Annotated in this window: 16 protein-coding genes; 8 read left to right on the forward strand and 8 right to left on the reverse strand. The window is 64.3% G+C overall.

Annotated features, from left to right (window positions below; translation table 11 throughout):
* Positions 1-57 precede the first annotated feature (57 nt).
* From ACFSQR_RS15185 to ACFSQR_RS15195, 3 genes are all read left to right on the forward strand, one after another.
* On the forward strand, positions 58-2,094 hold the full coding sequence (locus tag ACFSQR_RS15185) for an LTA synthase family protein (RefSeq protein WP_377730787.1): 2,037 nt from the start codon (positions 58-60) through the stop codon (positions 2,092-2,094).
* 122 nt (positions 2,095-2,216) lie between these two features.
* Entirely contained in the window at positions 2,217-2,792 is a 576-nt protein-coding gene (locus tag ACFSQR_RS15190; protein ID WP_377730788.1) for a YceI family protein, read from the forward strand.
* A gap of 171 nt (positions 2,793-2,963) precedes the next feature.
* Positions 2,964-4,094, forward strand: a complete 1,131-nt coding sequence (locus tag ACFSQR_RS15195; RefSeq protein ID WP_377730789.1) for a branched-chain amino acid ABC transporter substrate-binding protein — start codon at positions 2,964-2,966, stop codon at positions 4,092-4,094.
* Between the two features lie 78 nt (positions 4,095-4,172).
* On the opposite strand, the gene ACFSQR_RS15200 is transcribed toward ACFSQR_RS15195, so the two are convergent.
* Entirely contained in the window at positions 4,173-4,667 is a 495-nt protein-coding gene (locus tag ACFSQR_RS15200; protein WP_377730790.1) for a hypothetical protein, read from the reverse strand.
* Positions 4,668-4,760: 93 nt separating this feature from the next.
* Positions 4,761-5,285 (reverse strand): M23 family metallopeptidase, encoded by a 525-nt coding sequence (locus ACFSQR_RS15205; protein WP_377730791.1) that lies wholly within the window; start codon positions 5,283-5,285, stop codon positions 4,761-4,763.
* A gap of 206 nt (positions 5,286-5,491) precedes the next feature.
* On the opposite strand from ACFSQR_RS15205, the gene ACFSQR_RS15210 reads away from it, so the two are divergent.
* Positions 5,492-5,884, forward strand: coding sequence for a putative quinol monooxygenase (locus tag ACFSQR_RS15210; RefSeq protein WP_377730792.1), 393 nt, complete (start codon positions 5,492-5,494; stop codon positions 5,882-5,884).
* A gap of 1 nt (position 5,885) precedes the next feature.
* Here the strand turns inward: ACFSQR_RS15210 and ACFSQR_RS15215 are convergent, their stop codons facing one another.
* A complete protein-coding gene (locus ACFSQR_RS15215) occupies positions 5,886-6,146 on the reverse strand; it encodes a DUF504 domain-containing protein (RefSeq protein WP_377730793.1) in 261 nt (86 codons plus the stop codon).
* Between the two features lie 121 nt (positions 6,147-6,267).
* Here ACFSQR_RS15215 and ACFSQR_RS15220 point away from each other — a divergent pair, with 121 nt between their 5' ends.
* Positions 6,268-6,822, forward strand: coding sequence for a GNAT family N-acetyltransferase (locus ACFSQR_RS15220; RefSeq protein ID WP_377730794.1), 555 nt, complete (start codon positions 6,268-6,270; stop codon positions 6,820-6,822).
* A gap of 132 nt (positions 6,823-6,954) precedes the next feature.
* Here ACFSQR_RS15220 and lpdA read toward each other — a convergent pair whose 3' ends face one another.
* The 4 genes from lpdA to ACFSQR_RS15240 are packed head-to-tail and all read right to left on the reverse strand — an operon-like array spanning position 6,955 to position 11,959.
* Positions 6,955-8,352 carry a dihydrolipoyl dehydrogenase gene (lpdA, locus tag ACFSQR_RS15225; RefSeq protein ID WP_377730795.1) on the reverse strand — a complete coding sequence of 466 codons (1,398 nt, stop codon included), beginning with the start codon at positions 8,350-8,352 and terminating at the stop codon, positions 6,955-6,957.
* A 6-nt stretch (positions 8,353-8,358) separates the two neighbouring features.
* Positions 8,359-9,687 carry a dihydrolipoamide acetyltransferase family protein gene (locus ACFSQR_RS15230; protein ID WP_377730797.1) on the reverse strand — a complete coding sequence of 443 codons (1,329 nt, stop codon included), beginning with the start codon at positions 9,685-9,687 and terminating at the stop codon, positions 8,359-8,361.
* Between the two features lie 2 nt (positions 9,688-9,689).
* Positions 9,690-10,724, reverse strand: coding sequence for an alpha-ketoacid dehydrogenase subunit beta (locus ACFSQR_RS15235; RefSeq protein WP_377730798.1), 1,035 nt, complete (start codon positions 10,722-10,724; stop codon positions 9,690-9,692).
* A 2-nt stretch (positions 10,725-10,726) separates the two neighbouring features.
* Positions 10,727-11,959: a 3-methyl-2-oxobutanoate dehydrogenase (2-methylpropanoyl-transferring) subunit alpha gene (locus ACFSQR_RS15240; RefSeq protein ID WP_377730799.1), complete on the reverse strand. Its 1,233-nt coding sequence runs from the start codon at positions 11,957-11,959 to the stop codon at positions 10,727-10,729.
* A 262-nt stretch (positions 11,960-12,221) separates the two neighbouring features.
* Here ACFSQR_RS15240 and ACFSQR_RS15245 point away from each other — a divergent pair, with 262 nt between their 5' ends.
* Together ACFSQR_RS15245 and ACFSQR_RS15250 are read left to right on the forward strand one after the other, a co-directional pair.
* Positions 12,222-12,437: a hypothetical protein gene (locus tag ACFSQR_RS15245; protein ID WP_377730800.1), complete on the forward strand. Its 216-nt coding sequence runs from the start codon at positions 12,222-12,224 to the stop codon at positions 12,435-12,437.
* A 77-nt stretch (positions 12,438-12,514) separates the two neighbouring features.
* Positions 12,515-12,964 (forward strand): DUF411 domain-containing protein, encoded by a 450-nt coding sequence (locus ACFSQR_RS15250; protein WP_377730802.1) that lies wholly within the window; start codon positions 12,515-12,517, stop codon positions 12,962-12,964.
* Positions 12,965-13,108: 144 nt separating this feature from the next.
* Here ACFSQR_RS15250 and ACFSQR_RS15255 read toward each other — a convergent pair.
* Positions 13,109-14,493 (reverse strand): IS3 family transposase gene (locus ACFSQR_RS15255; RefSeq protein WP_377730803.1). Its coding sequence is split into 2 segments (ribosomal slippage): positions 13,109-13,993 and positions 13,996-14,493, totalling 1,383 coding nucleotides; the frame shifts between segments, so codons are not numbered across the junction.
* A 247-nt stretch (positions 14,494-14,740) separates the two neighbouring features.
* Here ACFSQR_RS15255 and ACFSQR_RS15260 point away from each other — a divergent pair.
* Complete coding sequence (locus ACFSQR_RS15260; RefSeq protein WP_377730804.1) at positions 14,741-17,158, forward strand: heavy metal translocating P-type ATPase; 2,418 nt, start codon at positions 14,741-14,743, stop codon at positions 17,156-17,158.
* Positions 17,159-17,175 lie beyond the last annotated feature (17 nt).

The raw sequence follows: 17,175 nt of genomic DNA on the forward strand, positions 1-17,175 counted from the left end.
AGACTCGTGCGACGATATTGCATTCCGCAACTGTCCAGCGATGTGCACGAGATCACGATGAGCTTGAAAACCGCAGCAAAACAGGCCTTCGCGGCCCCGGGGCGCCGCCTGGCGCGGCTCAGCAACTGGGCCGGACCGTACGCCACCCTGGTCCAGATGCTGATGGTCGGCCTCGTGTTCCTGTCATGTTCACGGCTGGCGCTGGTTGCCTGGCAATGGGAGCGTGTCAGCGCCACCGGGATCGCGGGCGAGATCATGCTGCAGGGCGTTCGCGCCGACCTTATCCTCCTCGGCTACTTCTTTGCGATACCGCTGCTGCTTGCTCCGCTGCTCGCCCACCGGTTCAGTGCACGCTTCTGGAAACCGTTCACGCTAGCGTGGGCCACCTTTGCGCTCATCTTCATCGTGTTCATGGAGGTGTCGTCGCCGCAGTTCATCATGCAGTACGACGTGCGGCCGAACCGCCTGTTCATCGAGTACCTGTCCTATCCCCGCGAAGTATTCGCCACCCTGTGGAACGGATTCCGCCTCGCGCTGGTGCTGGGCGTGGCGTGTACCGTGCTGCTGGGCGTCGCAATCTACAGGTTGCTGAACGCCGCGTCCGCAGGCGCCGCGCCCTGGTCCTCCAGGAAGCTGCTGCTCACCTGGCCTCTGATCTTCGTGCTGGTGTTCTTCCAGATCCGCTCGACCACCGCGCACCGTCCGGCCAATCCGGCGCTGTTCGCGCTGACCGGCGACGCCATGGTCAATTCGCTGATCATCAATTCGCCATGGTCCGTGCTCGACGCAATCAATTCGATGCGCAAGGAAGCCAACTCCTCGGAGATCTATGGCGACTACCCGCGCGAGGCGGTGCTGGCGCAAGTGAAGGCCGCGCCCTGGCTGAGCGGTTACCAATTCACTTCGCCAGACATCCCCACGCTGCACCGGCAGGACGCGGCGATCCGCCGCGACCGGCCGCTCAACCTCGTCATCGTGCTGGAAGAAAGCCTGGGCGCGACTTTCGTCGAATCCCTCGGCGGCCTGCCGGTCACGCCGGAACTGGAAAAGCTCAAGCACGAGGGCTGGTGGTTCGAGCAGCTGTACGCAACCGGCACCCGGTCGGTGCGCGGCATCGAAGCCGTGGTGGCGGGATATGCGCCGACCCCCGCGCGCAGCGTGGTCAAGCTGTCCCTGGCGCAGCAGAATTTCTACACGCTCGCGCTGGGCCTCGGCAAGCAGGGCTACCGCACCGAGTTCGTGTATGGCGGCGAGGCGCATTTCGACAATATGCGCAGCTTCTTCACCGGGAACGGATTCCAGAATGTCGTCGACCGCCGCGACATGCGGCCGAAGTTCGAAGGCAGCTGGGGCGCATCGGACGAAGACCTGTTCGACAAATCGCTGGAACGCCTGAAACACCTGCACGCAAGCGGCAAGCCGTTCTTCAGCCTGATCTTCAGCTCGTCGAACCACGAGCCTTTCGAATTCCCCGACGGGAAAATCGCGCTGCACGACGCCAACAAGCAGACCGTGAACAACGCGGTCAAGTACGCCGACTTCGCGCTCGGCAAATTCATCCGCGAGGCGAAGAAGCAGGACTACTGGAAGGACACCGTCTTCCTGATCGTCGCCGACCATGACAACCGCGTCTATGGAGACAGCCTGGTCCCCATCAAGAAGTTCCACATCCCCGGACTGATCCTGGGCGCGGACATCCAGCCGAAGCGGATCAAGACCATCGCCAGCCAGATCGACCTGGGTCCGACGCTGCTCTCGCTGCTTGGCGTATCGAGCGACCATCCCATGATCGGCCGCGACCTGGCCAGGGACGCCGATTCGCCGGGGCGCGCGCTGATCCAGTTCGACAATTACTTCGCGTGGCTGGACGACAGCTCGGCCACCATCCTGCGGCCGAACCAGCCGGCCCTGCTCGGTAAATACGATGCCGCCAGCGGCGTCCTCCACCTGGACGGTGCCTCGCCCAGCGCAGCGCAGGTGGAGCGGGCGATGGCGCACGTCATGCTGCCGTCGCTGCTGTACCGCGAGCAGCGCTACCGCCTGCCGGACGAGTCGCGTATCCAGACGGCCGCCGCGCCCGCAAGCGTCCAATGATTGTGCCGCCGTTGGAACAGTGATTCCTGAATTAACGGTCTAGTGCAGCAGCCGGGATAACCGAACAGTGGAGGGCATGAACCGGCGCGAACGACGCGCCGGACGCTTCCACTGGAGAGACTATGACCCACGCTTTCAAATTCCTCGCTGCCGCCGCGCTCGTCCTGTCCGCATCGTCGGCCATGGCCAAGCCGGAAACCTACGTGATCGACGGTTCGCACACGTATCCGCGCTTCTCGTACAGCCACCTGGGCTTCTCGACCCAGCTGTCGCGCTTCTCGAACACGACCGGCAAGGTGGTATTCGACCAGGCGGCAAAGCGCGGCGAAGTCGACATCGTGATCGACATGAAGTCGGTCGACACCGGCTTCGAGAAGTTCGACGAGCACCTGCGCAGCGCGGACTTTTTCGAGACCGCCAAATTTCCTGAAGCGACCTTCAAGTCGACCAAGGTGACCTTCGCCGGCGACAAGCCGTTCAAGGTTGAAGGCAACCTGACGATCAAGGGCATCACCAAGCCGGTCACGCTGACCGTGACCTCGTTCCAGGCCATGCCGCATCCGATGCTGAAGAAGGATGCAATCGGCGCCAACGCGCATACGGTCATCAAGCGCTCCGACTTCGGCGCCGGCATGTACGCGCCGCACGTGAGCGATGACGTGCGCATCGACATCGCGATCGAAGCTGTCAAGGAATAATCAGGGCAGACGCGGGGACAACACCCCGCCTTATACCTGTTACTCATTTTTATATAGCCAGTCAGTCGTTCGCCGGCACGGGCGCATTGCCTATACTGATACACTTTTACTCAGCCATGGTCCGCGTGCGTCCGCCGCTGGCCTGAGTAGGTGCCATAAGTAGAGGATCGAATGAAGAAGCACGCAGTTGCAGTACTTGCCATGGCCATCGCCGGCACGGCGTCCGCGCAGGAAGTCGTCCGCATCGCCCACGTCGCCGCGACCAGCGGCCCGGTATCCTATTTTGGCAAGGACACCGAAAATGGCGCCCGCATGGCGATCGAAGCGCTCAATGCGCGCAATCCTGTCATCGCCGGCAAGAAGGTCCGCTTCGAACTCGTTCCCGAAGACGATGCGGGCGACCCCAAGCAGGCGACTGCCGTCGCATACCGCCTGGTCGATTCGAAAGTGAATGCCGTGGTCGGCCACCAGACCTCCGGCACCACCATCCCCGCATCCAAGATCTACTACTCCGCGGGCATTCCGCAGATCTCGCACTCCAGCACGAGCCCGAAGTACACCCAGCAGGGCTTTAACACGACCTTCCGCGTCGTCAGCAACGACGAGCAGCTGGGCCGCGCGCTCGGCCGCTACGCGGTCAAGGAGATGGGCGTGAAGCGCGTGGCCGTGGTGGACGACCGCACCGCTTACGGCCAGGGCCTCGCGACCGAGTTCGTCAAGGGCCTGAAGCAGGCCGGCGGCGCGACCGTCGTGGCGAAGGAATTCACCAACGATAAGGCGACCGATTTCAGCGCCATCCTCACCAAGATCAAGGCGGCCCGTCCTGACGTGGTCTTCTTCGGCGGGATGAATGCGGTGGCAGGGCCGATGCTCAAGCAGATGAAGCAGCTGGGCCTGAATGCCAAGATGATGGGCGGCGACGGCATCTGCTCCGACGAGATCCACAAGCTGTCCGGCGGCGCAATGGCCGATGGCCAGGTGGTTTGCGCCGAGGCGGGCGGCGTGGAAGCGTCGGGCAAGCCGGCGATGGACAAGTTCCGCGCCGACTACCGCAAGCGTTTCGGCATCGACGTGCAGATCAATGCGCCGTATGCCTACGACGCCGTGATGACCCTGGCGGACGCCATGACCAAGGCAGGGTCGACCACCCCGTCGAAGTACCTGCCGCAATTGGCCCGGACCCAGTACAAAGGCATCACCGGCCTGGTCGCATTCGACAAGCGCGGCGATATCAAGGATGGCACGCTGACGCTGTATACCTTCAAGTCGGGCCACCGCACCATGCTGGCCGTCACCAGGTAAGCCTAACCATTCCCAGCCACATGGTCATCCCGGCGAAGGCCGGGATCCATACTGAATTCGCGCCGGGACAAGCCCGGCTTATTTGACGCGGCGTACCTTGGGCGAGTGATTGGTGCCCTGGATCTCCATGAACAACGTTCCGAAGAAGTTGCGCACGACTTTCGCTTTCGGATTGTCCATCGGAGTCAGGTCCGCGCTGCTGCCGTCGATCACGCGCCACACCTGGCCGTTTGCCAGCGTAATCTGCGCACCCGGTCCCCAGCCGCGGAAGGTGCCCACGATGCTGCTCTCGACCGAGTTCTCTTCCGCCTTTTTCTCCTTCTTCGCTTCGAACCCGAAGTCCTGCGCGGCCGTGCGCGCGGGCGCCGCGGCCGGGGCCGGGGCTGGGGCCAGCATCGGTGGGACAGCGGAGCGGGCCGCGCCCTGGGAAGCGGCGGCTTGCCCAGCCGGGATCGCGTCATAGCATGCCAGCCGCGCACTGGCGTCGCTCATGGAGCGGCACTTGAGGAGGGCGGCATCGTCGGCCAGGGCGGAACCGGACACGAGCAGGAGCAGGTACAGGGCTTTCATCATTCTTCTTTCAAAAGGTTGAAACGCCGGGCCAGGCTTGATACGGCTGAGCAGGATTATATCGGCAAGGGATGGCTTTTCGTACCGGTTGCCGGCTTATTCCAGCGTCGGGCGCAGGAGCGGGTAAGGATTGCTGGCCCCGCCCGCGCTGTAGATCCCGTAGTGGAGGTGCGGCGGCGTGCCCCTGGCGTTGCCGGTCGTGCCTACGTAGCCCAGCGTGCGGCCGGCCTCCACGCGCATGCCCGGCCGCACGTCGGCAAAGCGGTCCAGGTGCGCGTAGTAGTGGCGCTGCCCGCCCGGCCCCAGCACCCACACCACCTGGCCGCCCAGCCGGTTGGTCCCGACACGCATCACGATACCCTCCGTCGCGGACAGGACAGGCGTGCCGCGCCTGGCAAAGATGTCGATGCCCTCATGCTGGCGGCCGCCGCTGCGCGCCGCACCCCAGGTGTCGCGCAATGCGGCCGGACGCACGCCGGCAACCGGTACCGCAACGATCGATGGCGCAGGCATGGAGGCCAGGCGCATCGCGTACATCGCGTTCTCCAGGTAGGGGGCGAGCAGTGCCGCTGCTGCGATCAGCAGGGTGGCAAACAGGAGATTGCGCAACAGGATGAGCATGGGGATGGGGATGGGATGTCGCTCCGTTTCCGATTCCCCCATTGTCGGGCCAGTTGGCGGATTTCGCAGTGCTGTTTGCTGCCAGCAATAATTCCTCGCTCTTGGCGAGCTGCCGGCAATGTTGGGTTGCAGCAGTGATTTGCATTGCTCAATTAGCGATTTGTTCGTAATCTTGTGGCGTGCCCCGACCAGGAATGAGTCAGCCCATGAAAATCACGCGCCGCGATGTTGTCGCCTCGGCCGGAACTGCCGCGTTACTTGCTGCATTGCCGGCCCGCGCTTTACCAAAGGAAGAGAAGAAGATGTACGGATTGATCGGACAAATGAAGGCGCTTCCCGGCGCGCGCGACAAGCTGGTGGCGATCCTGCTCGAAGGCGTGAGCGGGATGCCAGGGTGCCTGAGCTACGTGGTCGCCAACGATCCGCTCGACTCCAACAGCATCTGGATCACCGAAGTGTGGGAAAGCCAGGAGCTGCACCGCATGTCCCTGTCGCTGCCATCGGTCCAGAACGCCATCCAGCAGGGCAAGCCGTTGATCGCCGGTTTTGGCGAGCGCTTCGTGACCACGCCGGTCGGCGGGCATGGATTGGTCCGCTGAACTATTCGTTCCCGGCGCGCTGCCAGACCAGGGCGCCGTCGCGCCACACTTCGCGCACGCGGTGGAAGGGAATCATGCGCGTGTTGCCGTACCTGTCTTCCAGGTCGAATGAGAACTGGTTCCCGCGTTCCATCCGAACCCGTTCGAACGATATTCTCACGACCCGCTTCTCCCGGCGGTCGTAATAGCCGATCGTGAACGGCGCTGCGCCGTAGTGCGGGTCCCACTGGATCCGGTGGAGAATGTCCTGGATGGGTGTCATCGGTGTGAAGGGAAGGCCTGTTGCCAGATGATAGGGCGTGCGCAGCAGTCACAGCGCCCGCCAGACCGAACGGAGAGTACTAAATAAAAACGAATAATAAACAGCGCAGGGCAGGGCAGCGATGAGTGGGCAGCGCATCGTCATTCGGGACTACCGGGAAGGCGACAAGGACCACGTCAACCGCATCGCCGTCCGCGCATTCGAACAGTATCAGGCCATTTATGAGGACTGGCCGGGGTTTCGCGCACGTCTGGAGAATATGTCTGGCATCGCCGGGACTGGCGAATTGATCGTTGGGGAGCGCGAAGGCGTGCTCGCCGGCGCAGTCGCCTATGTCGGGCCGGGCAAGCCCAAGGCGGACTTCTTCGAGCCGCAGTGGCCGATCATGCGGATGCTGGTTGTGGCACCAGAGGCACGCGGCAATGGCATCGCGCGTGCCCTGGCGGAGGAATGCCTGGCCCGTGCGCGGCGCGATGGCGCGGAAGTGTTCGCGCTACACACCAGTCCCATCATGGAAGTGGCGCTGCCGATGTACCTGCGCATGGGGTTCCGGCGGCTCCGGACGGCGCCGCTCATTCATGGCGTGGACTACGACGTCTACGTGCTGTCGCTGGATGCAGGGGAACGCCGCGAGAGTCCGGATCCGGCCGTATTCAGGCTACGCGTAGAGGATTAAGAACGTCATCCCAGCGCAGGCGGTCATCCCAGCCCGGGCTGTCATCCCAGCGCAGGCTGGGATCCATACTGAGTTTCCGGCTTCGGTAGCTCAGCATGGACCCCAGCCTGCGCTGGGGTGACGGGGGCGGGCTTAGATGTGGAGGGCGTGGCCCAGCGCGCGCAGGGCCGCTTCCTGGATCGCTTCACCCAGCGTCGGGTGGGCGTGGATGGTGCCGCCGATGTCTTCCAGGCGGGCGCCCATTTCGATCGACTGCGAGAACGCGGCGGACAGCTCCGAGACGCTCTTGCCGACGGCCTGCCAGCCGACGATCAGGTGATTGTCGCGGCGTGCCACCACGCGCACGAAACCATCCTTCGATTCGAGCGTCATGGCGCGGCCGTTGGCGGCGAACGGGAACATGGCCGAGATGCAGTCCATGCCCGCCTGTTGCGCCTGCTGCGGCGTCAGGCCGACCACCACCAGCTCCGGATCGGTGAAGCACACGGCAGGAATCGCCGACGGCATGAAGCGACGCTCCTTGCCGGAGATGATCTCCGCCACCATCTCGCCTTGCGCCATCGCGCGGTGCGCCAGCATCGGCTCGCCGGTGACGTCGCCGATCGCCCACACATTGCGCATCGACGTGCGGCACTGGTCGTCCACCTTGATGAAGTGGCCGTCCATGTTCAGCATCAGGCTTTCCAGGCCAAAGCCCTTGGTACGCGGACGGCGGCCGACCGCGACCAGCACCTTGTCGGCAGCCAGTTCGGTCTCTTCGCCCTGGCTGGTGCGCACGCGGACCGCGGTGCCGCCTTCGTTCATGCCCAGCACCGAGCAGCCCAGGCGCACTTCGATGCCGAGGTGCTTGAGCGAGTTGGCCACGGCGTTGGTCAGTTCGGCGTCGTAGGCGGGCAGGATGCGGTCCTGCGCTTCGACGACGATGACTTCCGCGCCCAGCTTGCGGTAGGCGATGCCCAGTTCCAGGCCGATGTAGCCGGCGCCGACCACCACCATGCGCTTTGGCAGCGTGTCCGGCGACAGCGCTTCGGTCGCGCTGATCACCGGACCGCCGAACGGCATGAACGGCAGTTCCAGCGTGTGCGAGCCGGACGCGATCAGCATGTGTTCGCAGCCGACGCGGTAAGGCTCTTCGCCTTCACGGCGGATTTCGACGGTCTTGCCGTCGACGATGTGGGCCCAGCCCTTGAGGACGTGGACGCCATTTTTCTTGAGCAGCGCGCCCACGCCGCCGGTCAGGCGCGAGACGATGCCGTTCTTCCAGGCGGTGGTGCGGGCCAGGTCGATCGTGGGCGTCTGCACCGTGATGCCGAGCGCGGAGCCGTCGGCGTAGCGCGTGGCCGACTCGAATTCGTCGGCGGCGTGGATCAGCGCCTTGGAAGGAATGCAGCCCACGTTCAGGCAGGTGCCGCCCAGTTCCTCGCCTTCGATCAGCGTGGTGGGGATGCCGAGTTGCGCGGCGCGGATCGCGGCGATGTAGCCGCCTGGTCCGCCGCCGATCACCAGCAGGGTCGTCGTTTGTGCGTTCATTGATTCTTATTCCACGAAGAGCATGGCAGGGCATTCGAGCAGGGCGCGAATGGACTGGATGAATTCGGCCGCGTCCATGCCGTCCACCACGCGGTGGTCGAACGAGGAGGACAGGTTCATCATCTTGCGGATCACGACCTGGCCGTTGCGCACCATCGGGCGCTCGACGATCTTGTTCACGCCGATGATGGCGACTTCAGGGTGGTTGATCACCGGCGTGGTGACGATGCCGCCCAGCGAGCCGAGGCTGGAAATCGTGATGGTGGAGCCGGACAGTTCCTCGCGCGTGGCCTTGCCGGTGCGCGCGGCATTGGCAAGGCGCGTGGTCTCGGCGGCGCACGACCACATGTCGCGGGCTTCCGCGTGGCGCAGCACGGACACCATCAGGCCGGCGTCGGTCTGGGTGGCGATGCCCATGTGGACGGCGTCATGCTGGGTGACGACACCCGCATCGTCGTCGAAGCGCGCGTTCATCTGCGGGAAGTCGCGCAGCGCAAGTACCACGGCGCGCATCAGCAGCGGCAGCACGGTCAGCTTGCCGCGTTCCTTGCCCCACTTTTCGTTCAGGCGCACGCGCAGCATTTCCAGCTCCGTCACGTCCACCTCTTCGACGTAGGCGAAGTGCGGGATGCGGCGCTTGGAGTCCGCCATCTTCTGGGCGATCTTGCGGCGCAGGCCGATCAGCGGGATTTCGCGCTCTTCGTTGCGCTCCACATAGCGGGTGTCGGCGCCGCCGGCCTGCGGTGCGCCGCTGGCCGCATAGGCGTCGAGGTCCTCGTGCATGATGCGGCCCGCAGGGCCGGTGCCGGTGACGAACTGCAGCTCGATGCCCATGTCCCACGCGCGCTGGCGCACGGCAGGCGAGGCGAGCGGCTTGCCGCCGTCGGCGCGCGGTGCGCCACCGCGCACTGCAGCCGATGGCCTGGAGGCGGCAGGGGCTGCGCTGACCGTCTTGACCGGCTCCGCGGGCGCCATGGCGACCGGGGCAGGCGCTGGCGCTGGCGCAGGCGCGGCAGCTTTCGCCGGTGCCGGTGCAGGGGCGGCAGCAGGCGCGGCCGCCGGCTGTGCGGCGCCCGGACGCAGGTTGCCTTCGCCTTCCACTTCGATGTGGATCAGGTCCGAACCGACCGCCATCACCTGGCCGGCAGCGCCGCCCAGCCGGGCGACCTTGCCGTGCACGGGCGATGGAATTTCGATGGTGGCCTTGTCGGTCATGACGTCGGCGAGGATCATGTCCTCGGTCACGGCGTCGCCTTCCTTCACGTGCCACATCACCAGTTCGACTTCTGCAATGCCTTCGCCGATGTCCGGCATCTTAATGACATGAATACCCATTACTACGCCTCCATCGTACGTTTGAATGCCGCCGCGACGCGGCCAGGACCCGGGAAGTAAGCCCATTCCTGTGCGTGCGGATACGGCGTGTCCCATCCGGTGACGCGTTCGACCGGTGCTTCGAGGTGGTAGAAGCAGTGCTCCTGCACCAGCGACACCAGTTCAGCGCCGAAGCCGCAGGTGCGGGTCGCTTCGTGCACGACCACGCAGCGGCCGGTCTTCTTGACCGAAGCAACGATGGTCTCCAGGTCGAGCGGCCACAGGGTGCGCAGATCGATGATCTCGGCATCGATGCCGCTTTCGCGCGCTGCCGCTTCGCATACCCAGACCATGGTGCCGTAGGCCAGCACGGTGAGCTTTTCGCCCGGACGGAAGATCGCGGCCTTGTCCAGCGGGACGGTATAGTAGCCTTCAGGGACTTCGCCCATCGGGTGTTGCGACCATGGAATGACCGGCTTGTCGTGGTGGCCGTCGAACGGGCCGTTGTACAGGCGCTTCGGCTCCAGGAAGATGACCGGGTCGTCGTTCTCGATCGATGCGATCAGCAGGCCCTTGGCGTCGTACGGGTTGGACGGCATCACGGTGCGCAGGCCGCATACGTGCGCGAACACCGCTTCCGGGCTCTGGCTGTGGGTCTGGCCGCCGTAGATGCCACCGCCGCACGGGGTGCGGATGGTGAGCGGGGCGGTGAAGTCGCCCGCCGAGCGGTAGCGCAGGCGCGCCGCCTCCGACACGATCTGGTCGTAGGCCGGGTAGATATAGTCGGCGAACTGGATCTCGATGCATGGACGCAGGCCGTAGGCCGCCATGCCGATCGCGCTGCCGACGATGCCGCTCTCGGAGATCGGCGCGTCGAACACGCGCGACTTGCCGTACTTGGCCTGCAGGCCTTCGGTGCAGCGGAACACGCCGCCGAAGTAGCCCACGTCCTGGCCGTACACCACCACGTTATCGTCTTTTCCGAGCATGACGTCCATGGCCGAGCGCAGGGCCTGGATCATGGTCATCGACTTCTTTTCAATTACTGGGTTTTCCATGATCAGATTCCAAGCTGTTGGCGCTGCACGCGCAGGTGTTCCGGCATCTCTTTGTAGACGTCCTCGAACATTTCGGCCGGGCTGAAGACGACGCCGCCGGCGAGGGTGCCGTACTGCTCGGCTTCCTTCTGGGCGGCCAGCACTTCGGCTTCCAGCGCACGGGTGGTGTCCTCGTGCTGCTGCTCGGACCATGCGCCCTGGTTGATCAGGTACTGCTTCAGGCGGGCGATCGGGTCGCCCAGCGGGAATTTGGACCAGTCGTCGGCCGGACGGTACTTGGACGGATCGTCCGAGGTCGAGTGCGGGCCGGCGCGGTAGGTTACCCATTCGATCAGGGTCGGGCCGTGGTTGCTGCGGGCACGCTCGGCGGCCCACTTGGAGGCGGCGTACACGGCCAGGAAGTCGTTGCCGTCCACGCGCAGCGACGCGATGCCGCATCCGACGCCACGGGCCGCAAAGGTGGTGCCTTCACCGCCGGCGATGGCCTGGAAGGTCGAGATCGCCCACTGGTTGTTGACCACGTTGAGGATCACGGGTGCGCGGTACACGTGCGCGAAGGTCAGCGCGGTGTCGAAGTCCGCTTCCGCGGTGGCGCCGTCGCCGATCCATGCCGATGCGATCTTGGTGTCGCCCTTGATGGCCGAAGCCATGCCCCAGCCGACCGCCTGGATGTACTGGGTGCCGAGGTTGCCGGAGATGGAGAAGAAGCCGGCCTTCTTGACCGAGTACATGACCGGGAGCTGGCGGCCCTTGAGCGGGTCGCGTTCGTTCGACATCAGCTGGCAGATCATGTCGACCAGCGGATAACCGCGCGCGATCAGGATGTTCTGCTGGCGGTAGGTCGGGAAGCACATGTCGTCCACGTTCAGCGCCATTGCCTGCGCGGTGCCGATGGCTTCTTCGCCGAGGCTTTGCATATAGAAGGACATCTTCTTCTGGCGCTGCGCGGTCAGCATGCGCGAGTCGAAGATGCGGGTCTTCATCATCGTGATCAGGCCGGCCTTGACGGTCTCGATATCGATCTCGGGAGCCCACGGGCCCACCGCGTTGCCCTGCTGGTCCAGCACGCTGACCAGGGAATAGGCGATGTCGCGGGTGTCCATCGGTTGTACATCGACAGGGGGCCTGCGTACCTCGCCCGCCCGGGAGACGCGCAGGTACGAGAAATCGGTCGCACAGCCTGGACGTCCCGTGGGTTCGGGAACGTGCAGGCGGAGGGGTTCGTTCGTGCTCATTCGCTTTCCTTCTTGCGCGATCGTGTCGCGCGTGGCCGAGACTTCCCGGCGGGTGGCGCGGGAGCCTCGATGGTCAACAAAAAACGCAATCCTTGCCGCGAGGGCACGGCAGCGTAACATAATTCCACAGTGCTAAGAAACAAAGAGTGCGACACGCCGGGCACGAGGCGAGGGCGGGGCGGGCGCAGCGGGGAGGGTCATCCGCGCGCCGCTGTGCCGGGCGGAAGGGCAAAATTGGGTCATCCACCGAACGGGGTTAGCCATGCCAACAATGGATTACACGCGCACCAAAGGTCAGCAGTACACATATTCGATCGAATACGACGACGGGCAGTATTTCATCCATCGGGATGGGCGCCTGCTCAAATCAGTGCCGGATGCGATCGTGGCCGGCGTGCTGCCGTCGGAAGCAGGCGCCGACTTCATGCTGCGCACCGCGATTTCCGACATCGAACTGCTGGAAGGGATGGACGAGTAGGGGCCTGCGCAGGGGAGGCTGCTGTGGTAAACTTCGGGGTTGAATCAAGCAGATTCTTAACTTTGTCCGAGGTGAATATGCAGCGCCGCTTCCTGAACCAACTGGCTCTTGCCGTCGCACTGGCCGTGCCCTATGCCGCGATGGCGGCCAAACCTGTTGTCGAAGTCTACAAGACCGAGTACTGCGGGTGCTGCAAGCACTGGATCAAGCACCTGGAAGCGAACGGCTTCACCGTCAAGGCGACCGACGTCGAGAGCCCGGGCGACTACCGCGAAAAATTCGGCATGGCCAAGAAATACGGCTCCTGCCACACCGGCAAGGTGGGCGGCTACGCGCTCGAAGGCCACGTCCCTGCCAGCGAGATCACCCGCCTGTTGACCGAAAAGCCGAAGGCCGTCGGCCTGGCCGTTCCGGGTATGCCGATGGGTTCCCCAGGCATGGAAGGCGAGCGCAAGGACGCGTATGACGTCCTGCTGGTGCAGCCGAACGGCGAAGCCACCGTCTACAAGCACTACCAAGGCAAGTAATACTGCTGTCCGGAGGCGTGCAGGGCGCGCCTCCCCTCGCGCGCCGGCAAGGCCGGCGCCGCATACTCCCCTGATTCTTCCCTCGACGGCTGCGGCTGGCACATACTCCCCCCTTGAATTGACCCCATAAAGTTGGACAGCGGGTTAGTGCATTTGCATCTGCGCGTGAGTCCTGTACTGAACAGGACTCATGCCGTTAAGTCTGGTTTTTATGCGTTGATTATTATAGTAGTCGATGTACTCGGCCAGGCCGGCGGACAACTGGTCAACATCGTCAAATTTGTTCATGTAGAAGTACTCGGTCTTGAGCACAGCGAAAAAGCTCTCCATCGCCGCGTTATCGAGACAGTTACCTTTGCGCGACATGCTTTGAGTGATGTTCCGTTCGCATAGCATATTTTGGTACGCGGACATCCGATACTGCCAGCCTTGGTCAGAGTGAAAAATCAGGTTGTGCTCCTCTGGAAGACGCATCAGCGCAGCGCTCAACATTGCTCCCACGAGCTCGTACTTGGGACGCTTGCTGATCTCATAGGCGATGATTTCCCCGTTATACAGATCCATTACGGGCGACAGATAGAGCTTGTTGCCGCCGATTTTAAACTCGGTCACATCAGTGGTCCACTTCTCGTTCTGATGCTCCGCATGGAAATTCCGCTCCAGCACGTTGGGAGCAGCGTGCCCCACGTCACCCCGGTAAGACTGGTACTTCTTGGGCCGCACGAGTGACCGCAGCCCCATCTCCTGCATGAGTCGCTGAACTGTTTTGTGGTTCACTTGCGTACCCTTCTGGCGAAGCATCGCTGTCACGCGCCGATAGCCGTAACGCCCTTTGTGATGATGAAAGGCTGCCGATATCGACTGCTTCAGCACTGCAAGCTTGTCGTCGGCCTGCATGGCATTCACTTGGTAGTAGAAGGTGCTACGTGAAAGGCTGGCCAACTTGAGCAGTCCAGCCAACGGAAACACTTGCCTTAGTTCTTGGACGATTTGCGTTTTCCAAGCTGCGCTTTCGCTTCTTCCGCTTGAACTAAGGCTTTCAGCTTTTTTAAGTAGGCCACCTCCATGCGCAGGTAGTTCACTTCGTCGATCAACTGCTCGCGAGTAACGTCGTCCGCTGCGCTTCGGGGCACGGGGTTTTCAGGGCACTTCTTCGATGTAGGCACGGGATTTTTCTGTGGTCTAAGCGTTTTCTTCGGCGCCAATGCGTCGATTCCACCCGCATGATAACTGCGTTCCCATGCGCTTAACACGCCATGATTTCGCACATCGAACACCCCAGCGGCCTCGGTGTAGGTGAGCTTGTGGTCCCACATATGCTGCAGGGCCTTTAGTTTGAATTCAGCACTATAGACCTGGCGCAGCTTAGCCCGCAGCCCTTCCACGCCGTGATGCCGAAAGGCGGTAACCCATTCGCGGACCATCGTGTGGCACACACCATACTGCTTGCCTGCCGCTTTGTAGCCGGCGGCGCCGGACAGGTATAGATCGATAACAGCTAGTTTGACCTGCTCAGAGTATTTACTCATCTAGACTCCCAAGAGTTGAACATGCGTCCAACTTTTGGGGGTCAGTTCACCTGTTTTACCCCTGACGGCTGCGGCTGGCACATACTCCCCCTGTTTTACGCCCGACGGCCGCGGCTGGCGCATACTCCCCCTGGTATCCACTGTCCTTCTCAGCGTCGCGCGATACCCCAGGGAATCTGTTCAATTAAACGCTTGACCTTCCCATTATGGGAAGCTTTATTGTGTCTACATCACCATGGAGGACGCAATGAATACAGCCACCGGCAATCCGCCCGGATTCAATTTCAAGATCGAAGGAATGACGTGCGCGTCCTGCGCTGCGCGGGTGGAACGGGCGCTCGCCGCCGTACCCGGCGTGATCGCCGCGTCGGTCAACCTGGCCACGGAAAAAGCCTCGGTCACCGCAGCGCCCGGCGTGGATGCGCAGCAGCTGGCCGGCGCCGTGGAGCGGGCCGGCTACGCGGTGCCGTCCGGCTCGGTCACGCTCGACGTGGAAGGGATGACCTGCGCCTCGTGCGTGGCGCGGGTCGAAAAGGCATTGCTGAAAGTACCTGGCGTAACCGGCGCGACCGTCAACCTGGCCACCGAAAAGGCCGGCGTGCGTACCGCCGGCGATGTGGCACCGGAGGCGCTTGCCGCCGCCGTGCGCGCAGCCGGCTACGAGGCGCGCGAAGCGGCCGCGCCTTCGGCGGCGCCCGCTGGCGCACCGGCCCGCCGCAGTGTGCTGCCGTCCTGGTGGCCGGTTGCAGCCGCCGCGCTGCTTTCCCTGCCGCTGGTCGCACCGATGATCCTGGCCCTGTTCGGCGTCGACCTGCAGCTGGACCCATGGCTGCAGCTCGCGCTGGCCACGCCGGTCCAGTTCTGGCTGGGCGCACGTTTCTACCGCTCCGGCTGGAAGGCGCTGCGGGCGCGCACGGGCAATATGGACCTGCTGGTCGCCATCGGCACCAGCGCGGCCTATGGACTGTCCGTGTACCTGATGTTCGCCGGCGGCCACGCGATGCAGCACCTGTATTTCGAATCGTCGGCCGTCGTGATCACGCTGGTCCTGCTGGGCAAATGGCTGGAGGCACGCGCCAAGCGCCAGACGGTGGAGGCGATCCGCGCGCTGGAGTCGCTGCGCCCCGATCAGGCTACCGTGCGCCGCGGCGGCGTGGATATCGTGGTGCCGATCGCCGACGTGCGCACGGGCGACCTGGTCGTGATCCGTCCCGGCGAACGCGTGCCGGTCGATGGCGTGGTCACCGAAGGGCACAGCCACGTCGACCAGTCGCTCCTGACCGGTGAAAGCCTGCCGGTGAGCAGGGCACCCGGCGATACGCTGGCCGGCGGCGCGATCAACGCGGAGGGAGTGCTGGTGATGCAGGCCAGCGCGGTCGGCGCCGACACCATGCTCGCCCACATCATCCGGATGGTCGAGGACGCGCAGGCGGCCAAGGCGCCGATCCAGCGCCAGGTGGACCGCGTGAGCGCCGTGTTCGTGCCGGTCGTACTAGGCATTTCGCTCGTGACCCTGCTGGGATGGGGCCTGGTGACCGGGGACTGGCAGCAGGCCATCCTGAATGCGGTCGCGGTGCAGGTGATTGCCTGTCCGTGCGCGCTGGGGCTGGCCACGCCGACCGCGATCATGGTCGGCACCGGCGTGGCTGCGCGGCACGGGATCCTGATCAAGGATGCGGCGGCGCTGGAGATCGCGCATGCCATCGACGTGGTCGCCTTCGACAAGACCGGCACGCTCACCGAGGGCAAGCCCGCGGTGACCGGACTGGAAGCGGAAGGCATGAGCCGCGACGAGGTGCTGGAACTGGCGTGGGCGGTGCAGCAGTACAGCGACCATCCGCTCGCCACGGCGGTGGCCGGGTCGGCCGCCGGCGCCGGGCTGGCGCTGCGCCCGGCAGTGCAGGCGGGCGCGCTGCCGGGCCGCGGCGTCAAGGCGAGCGTGGACGGCATGCTGGTCCACCTCGGCAACCGCAGGATGGTGGACGAGCTCGGCGCCGACACGTCCGCGCTGGATGCGGCGGCCCGCAGGTTCGAGTCGGAAGGGCGCACCGTGTCCTGGCTTGTAGTCGAGCGGGACGGCGCGCACCGCGCGGCCGGCGTGCTCGCCTTTGGCGACCAGGCCAAGCCGACGGCGAAACGGGCGGTGGAGCGGCTACAGGAGCTGGGCATCGGCGCCGTGCTGCTGACCGGCGACAACGAAGGCAGCGCCGCGGTGCTGGCGGCGAGCGTCGGCATCGACGAGGTGCGCGCCAACATCCTGCCCGCGGACAAGGCGTCGGAAGTAGCGCGCCTGCGCGAAGGCGGGCGGAAGGTCGCGATGGTGGGCGACGGCATCAACGATGCGCCGGCGCTGGCCTCGGCCGACATCGGCATCGCCATGGCGACCGGCACCGACGTTGCGATGCACGCGGCCGGCATCACCCTGATGCGCGGCGATCCCGCGCTGGTGGCGGATGCGATATCGGTATCGCGCCGCACCTATCACAAGATCTGGCAGAACCTGGGCTGGGCGTTCGTGTTCAACGTGGTCGGCATTCCGCTTGCCGCGTTCGGACTGCTCAACCCGATGATTGCTGGCGGCGCAATGGCGTTCAGCTCCGTCAGCGTGGTCACGAATGCGCTGTTGCTGCGCCGCTGGCGCCCAGCCGGCGTACACTCACATTAACTGAAAGGAGTAACACA

This window comes from Pseudoduganella sp. GCM10020061, from assembly GCF_042683405.1.
GTDB lineage: Bacteria > Pseudomonadota > Gammaproteobacteria > Burkholderiales > Burkholderiaceae_D > Telluria.

Coding starts and splice junctions, on each gene's coding strand:
- ACFSQR_RS15185 (WP_377730787.1), top strand. CDS start 58: ATGAGCTTGAAAACCGCAGCAAAACAGGCCTTCGCGGCCCCGGGGCGC.
- ACFSQR_RS15190 (WP_377730788.1), top strand. CDS start 2,217: ATGACCCACGCTTTCAAATTCCTCGCTGCCGCCGCGCTCGTCCTGTCC.
- ACFSQR_RS15195 (WP_377730789.1), top strand. CDS start 2,964: ATGAAGAAGCACGCAGTTGCAGTACTTGCCATGGCCATCGCCGGCACG.
- ACFSQR_RS15200 (WP_377730790.1), bottom strand. CDS start 4,667: ATGATGAAAGCCCTGTACCTGCTCCTGCTCGTGTCCGGTTCCGCCCTG.
- ACFSQR_RS15205 (WP_377730791.1), bottom strand. CDS start 5,285: ATGCTCATCCTGTTGCGCAATCTCCTGTTTGCCACCCTGCTGATCGCA.
- ACFSQR_RS15210 (WP_377730792.1), top strand. CDS start 5,492: ATGAAAATCACGCGCCGCGATGTTGTCGCCTCGGCCGGAACTGCCGCG.
- ACFSQR_RS15215 (WP_377730793.1), bottom strand. CDS start 6,146: ATGACACCCATCCAGGACATTCTCCACCGGATCCAGTGGGACCCGCAC.
- ACFSQR_RS15220 (WP_377730794.1), top strand. CDS start 6,268: ATGAGTGGGCAGCGCATCGTCATTCGGGACTACCGGGAAGGCGACAAG.
- lpdA (WP_377730795.1), bottom strand. CDS start 8,352: ATGAACGCACAAACGACGACCCTGCTGGTGATCGGCGGCGGACCAGGC.
- ACFSQR_RS15230 (WP_377730797.1), bottom strand. CDS start 9,687: ATGGGTATTCATGTCATTAAGATGCCGGACATCGGCGAAGGCATTGCA.
- ACFSQR_RS15235 (WP_377730798.1), bottom strand. CDS start 10,724: ATGGAAAACCCAGTAATTGAAAAGAAGTCGATGACCATGATCCAGGCC.
- ACFSQR_RS15240 (WP_377730799.1), bottom strand. CDS start 11,959: ATGAGCACGAACGAACCCCTCCGCCTGCACGTTCCCGAACCCACGGGA.
- ACFSQR_RS15245 (WP_377730800.1), top strand. CDS start 12,222: ATGCCAACAATGGATTACACGCGCACCAAAGGTCAGCAGTACACATAT.
- ACFSQR_RS15250 (WP_377730802.1), top strand. CDS start 12,515: ATGCAGCGCCGCTTCCTGAACCAACTGGCTCTTGCCGTCGCACTGGCC.
- ACFSQR_RS15260 (WP_377730804.1), top strand. CDS start 14,741: ATGAATACAGCCACCGGCAATCCGCCCGGATTCAATTTCAAGATCGAA.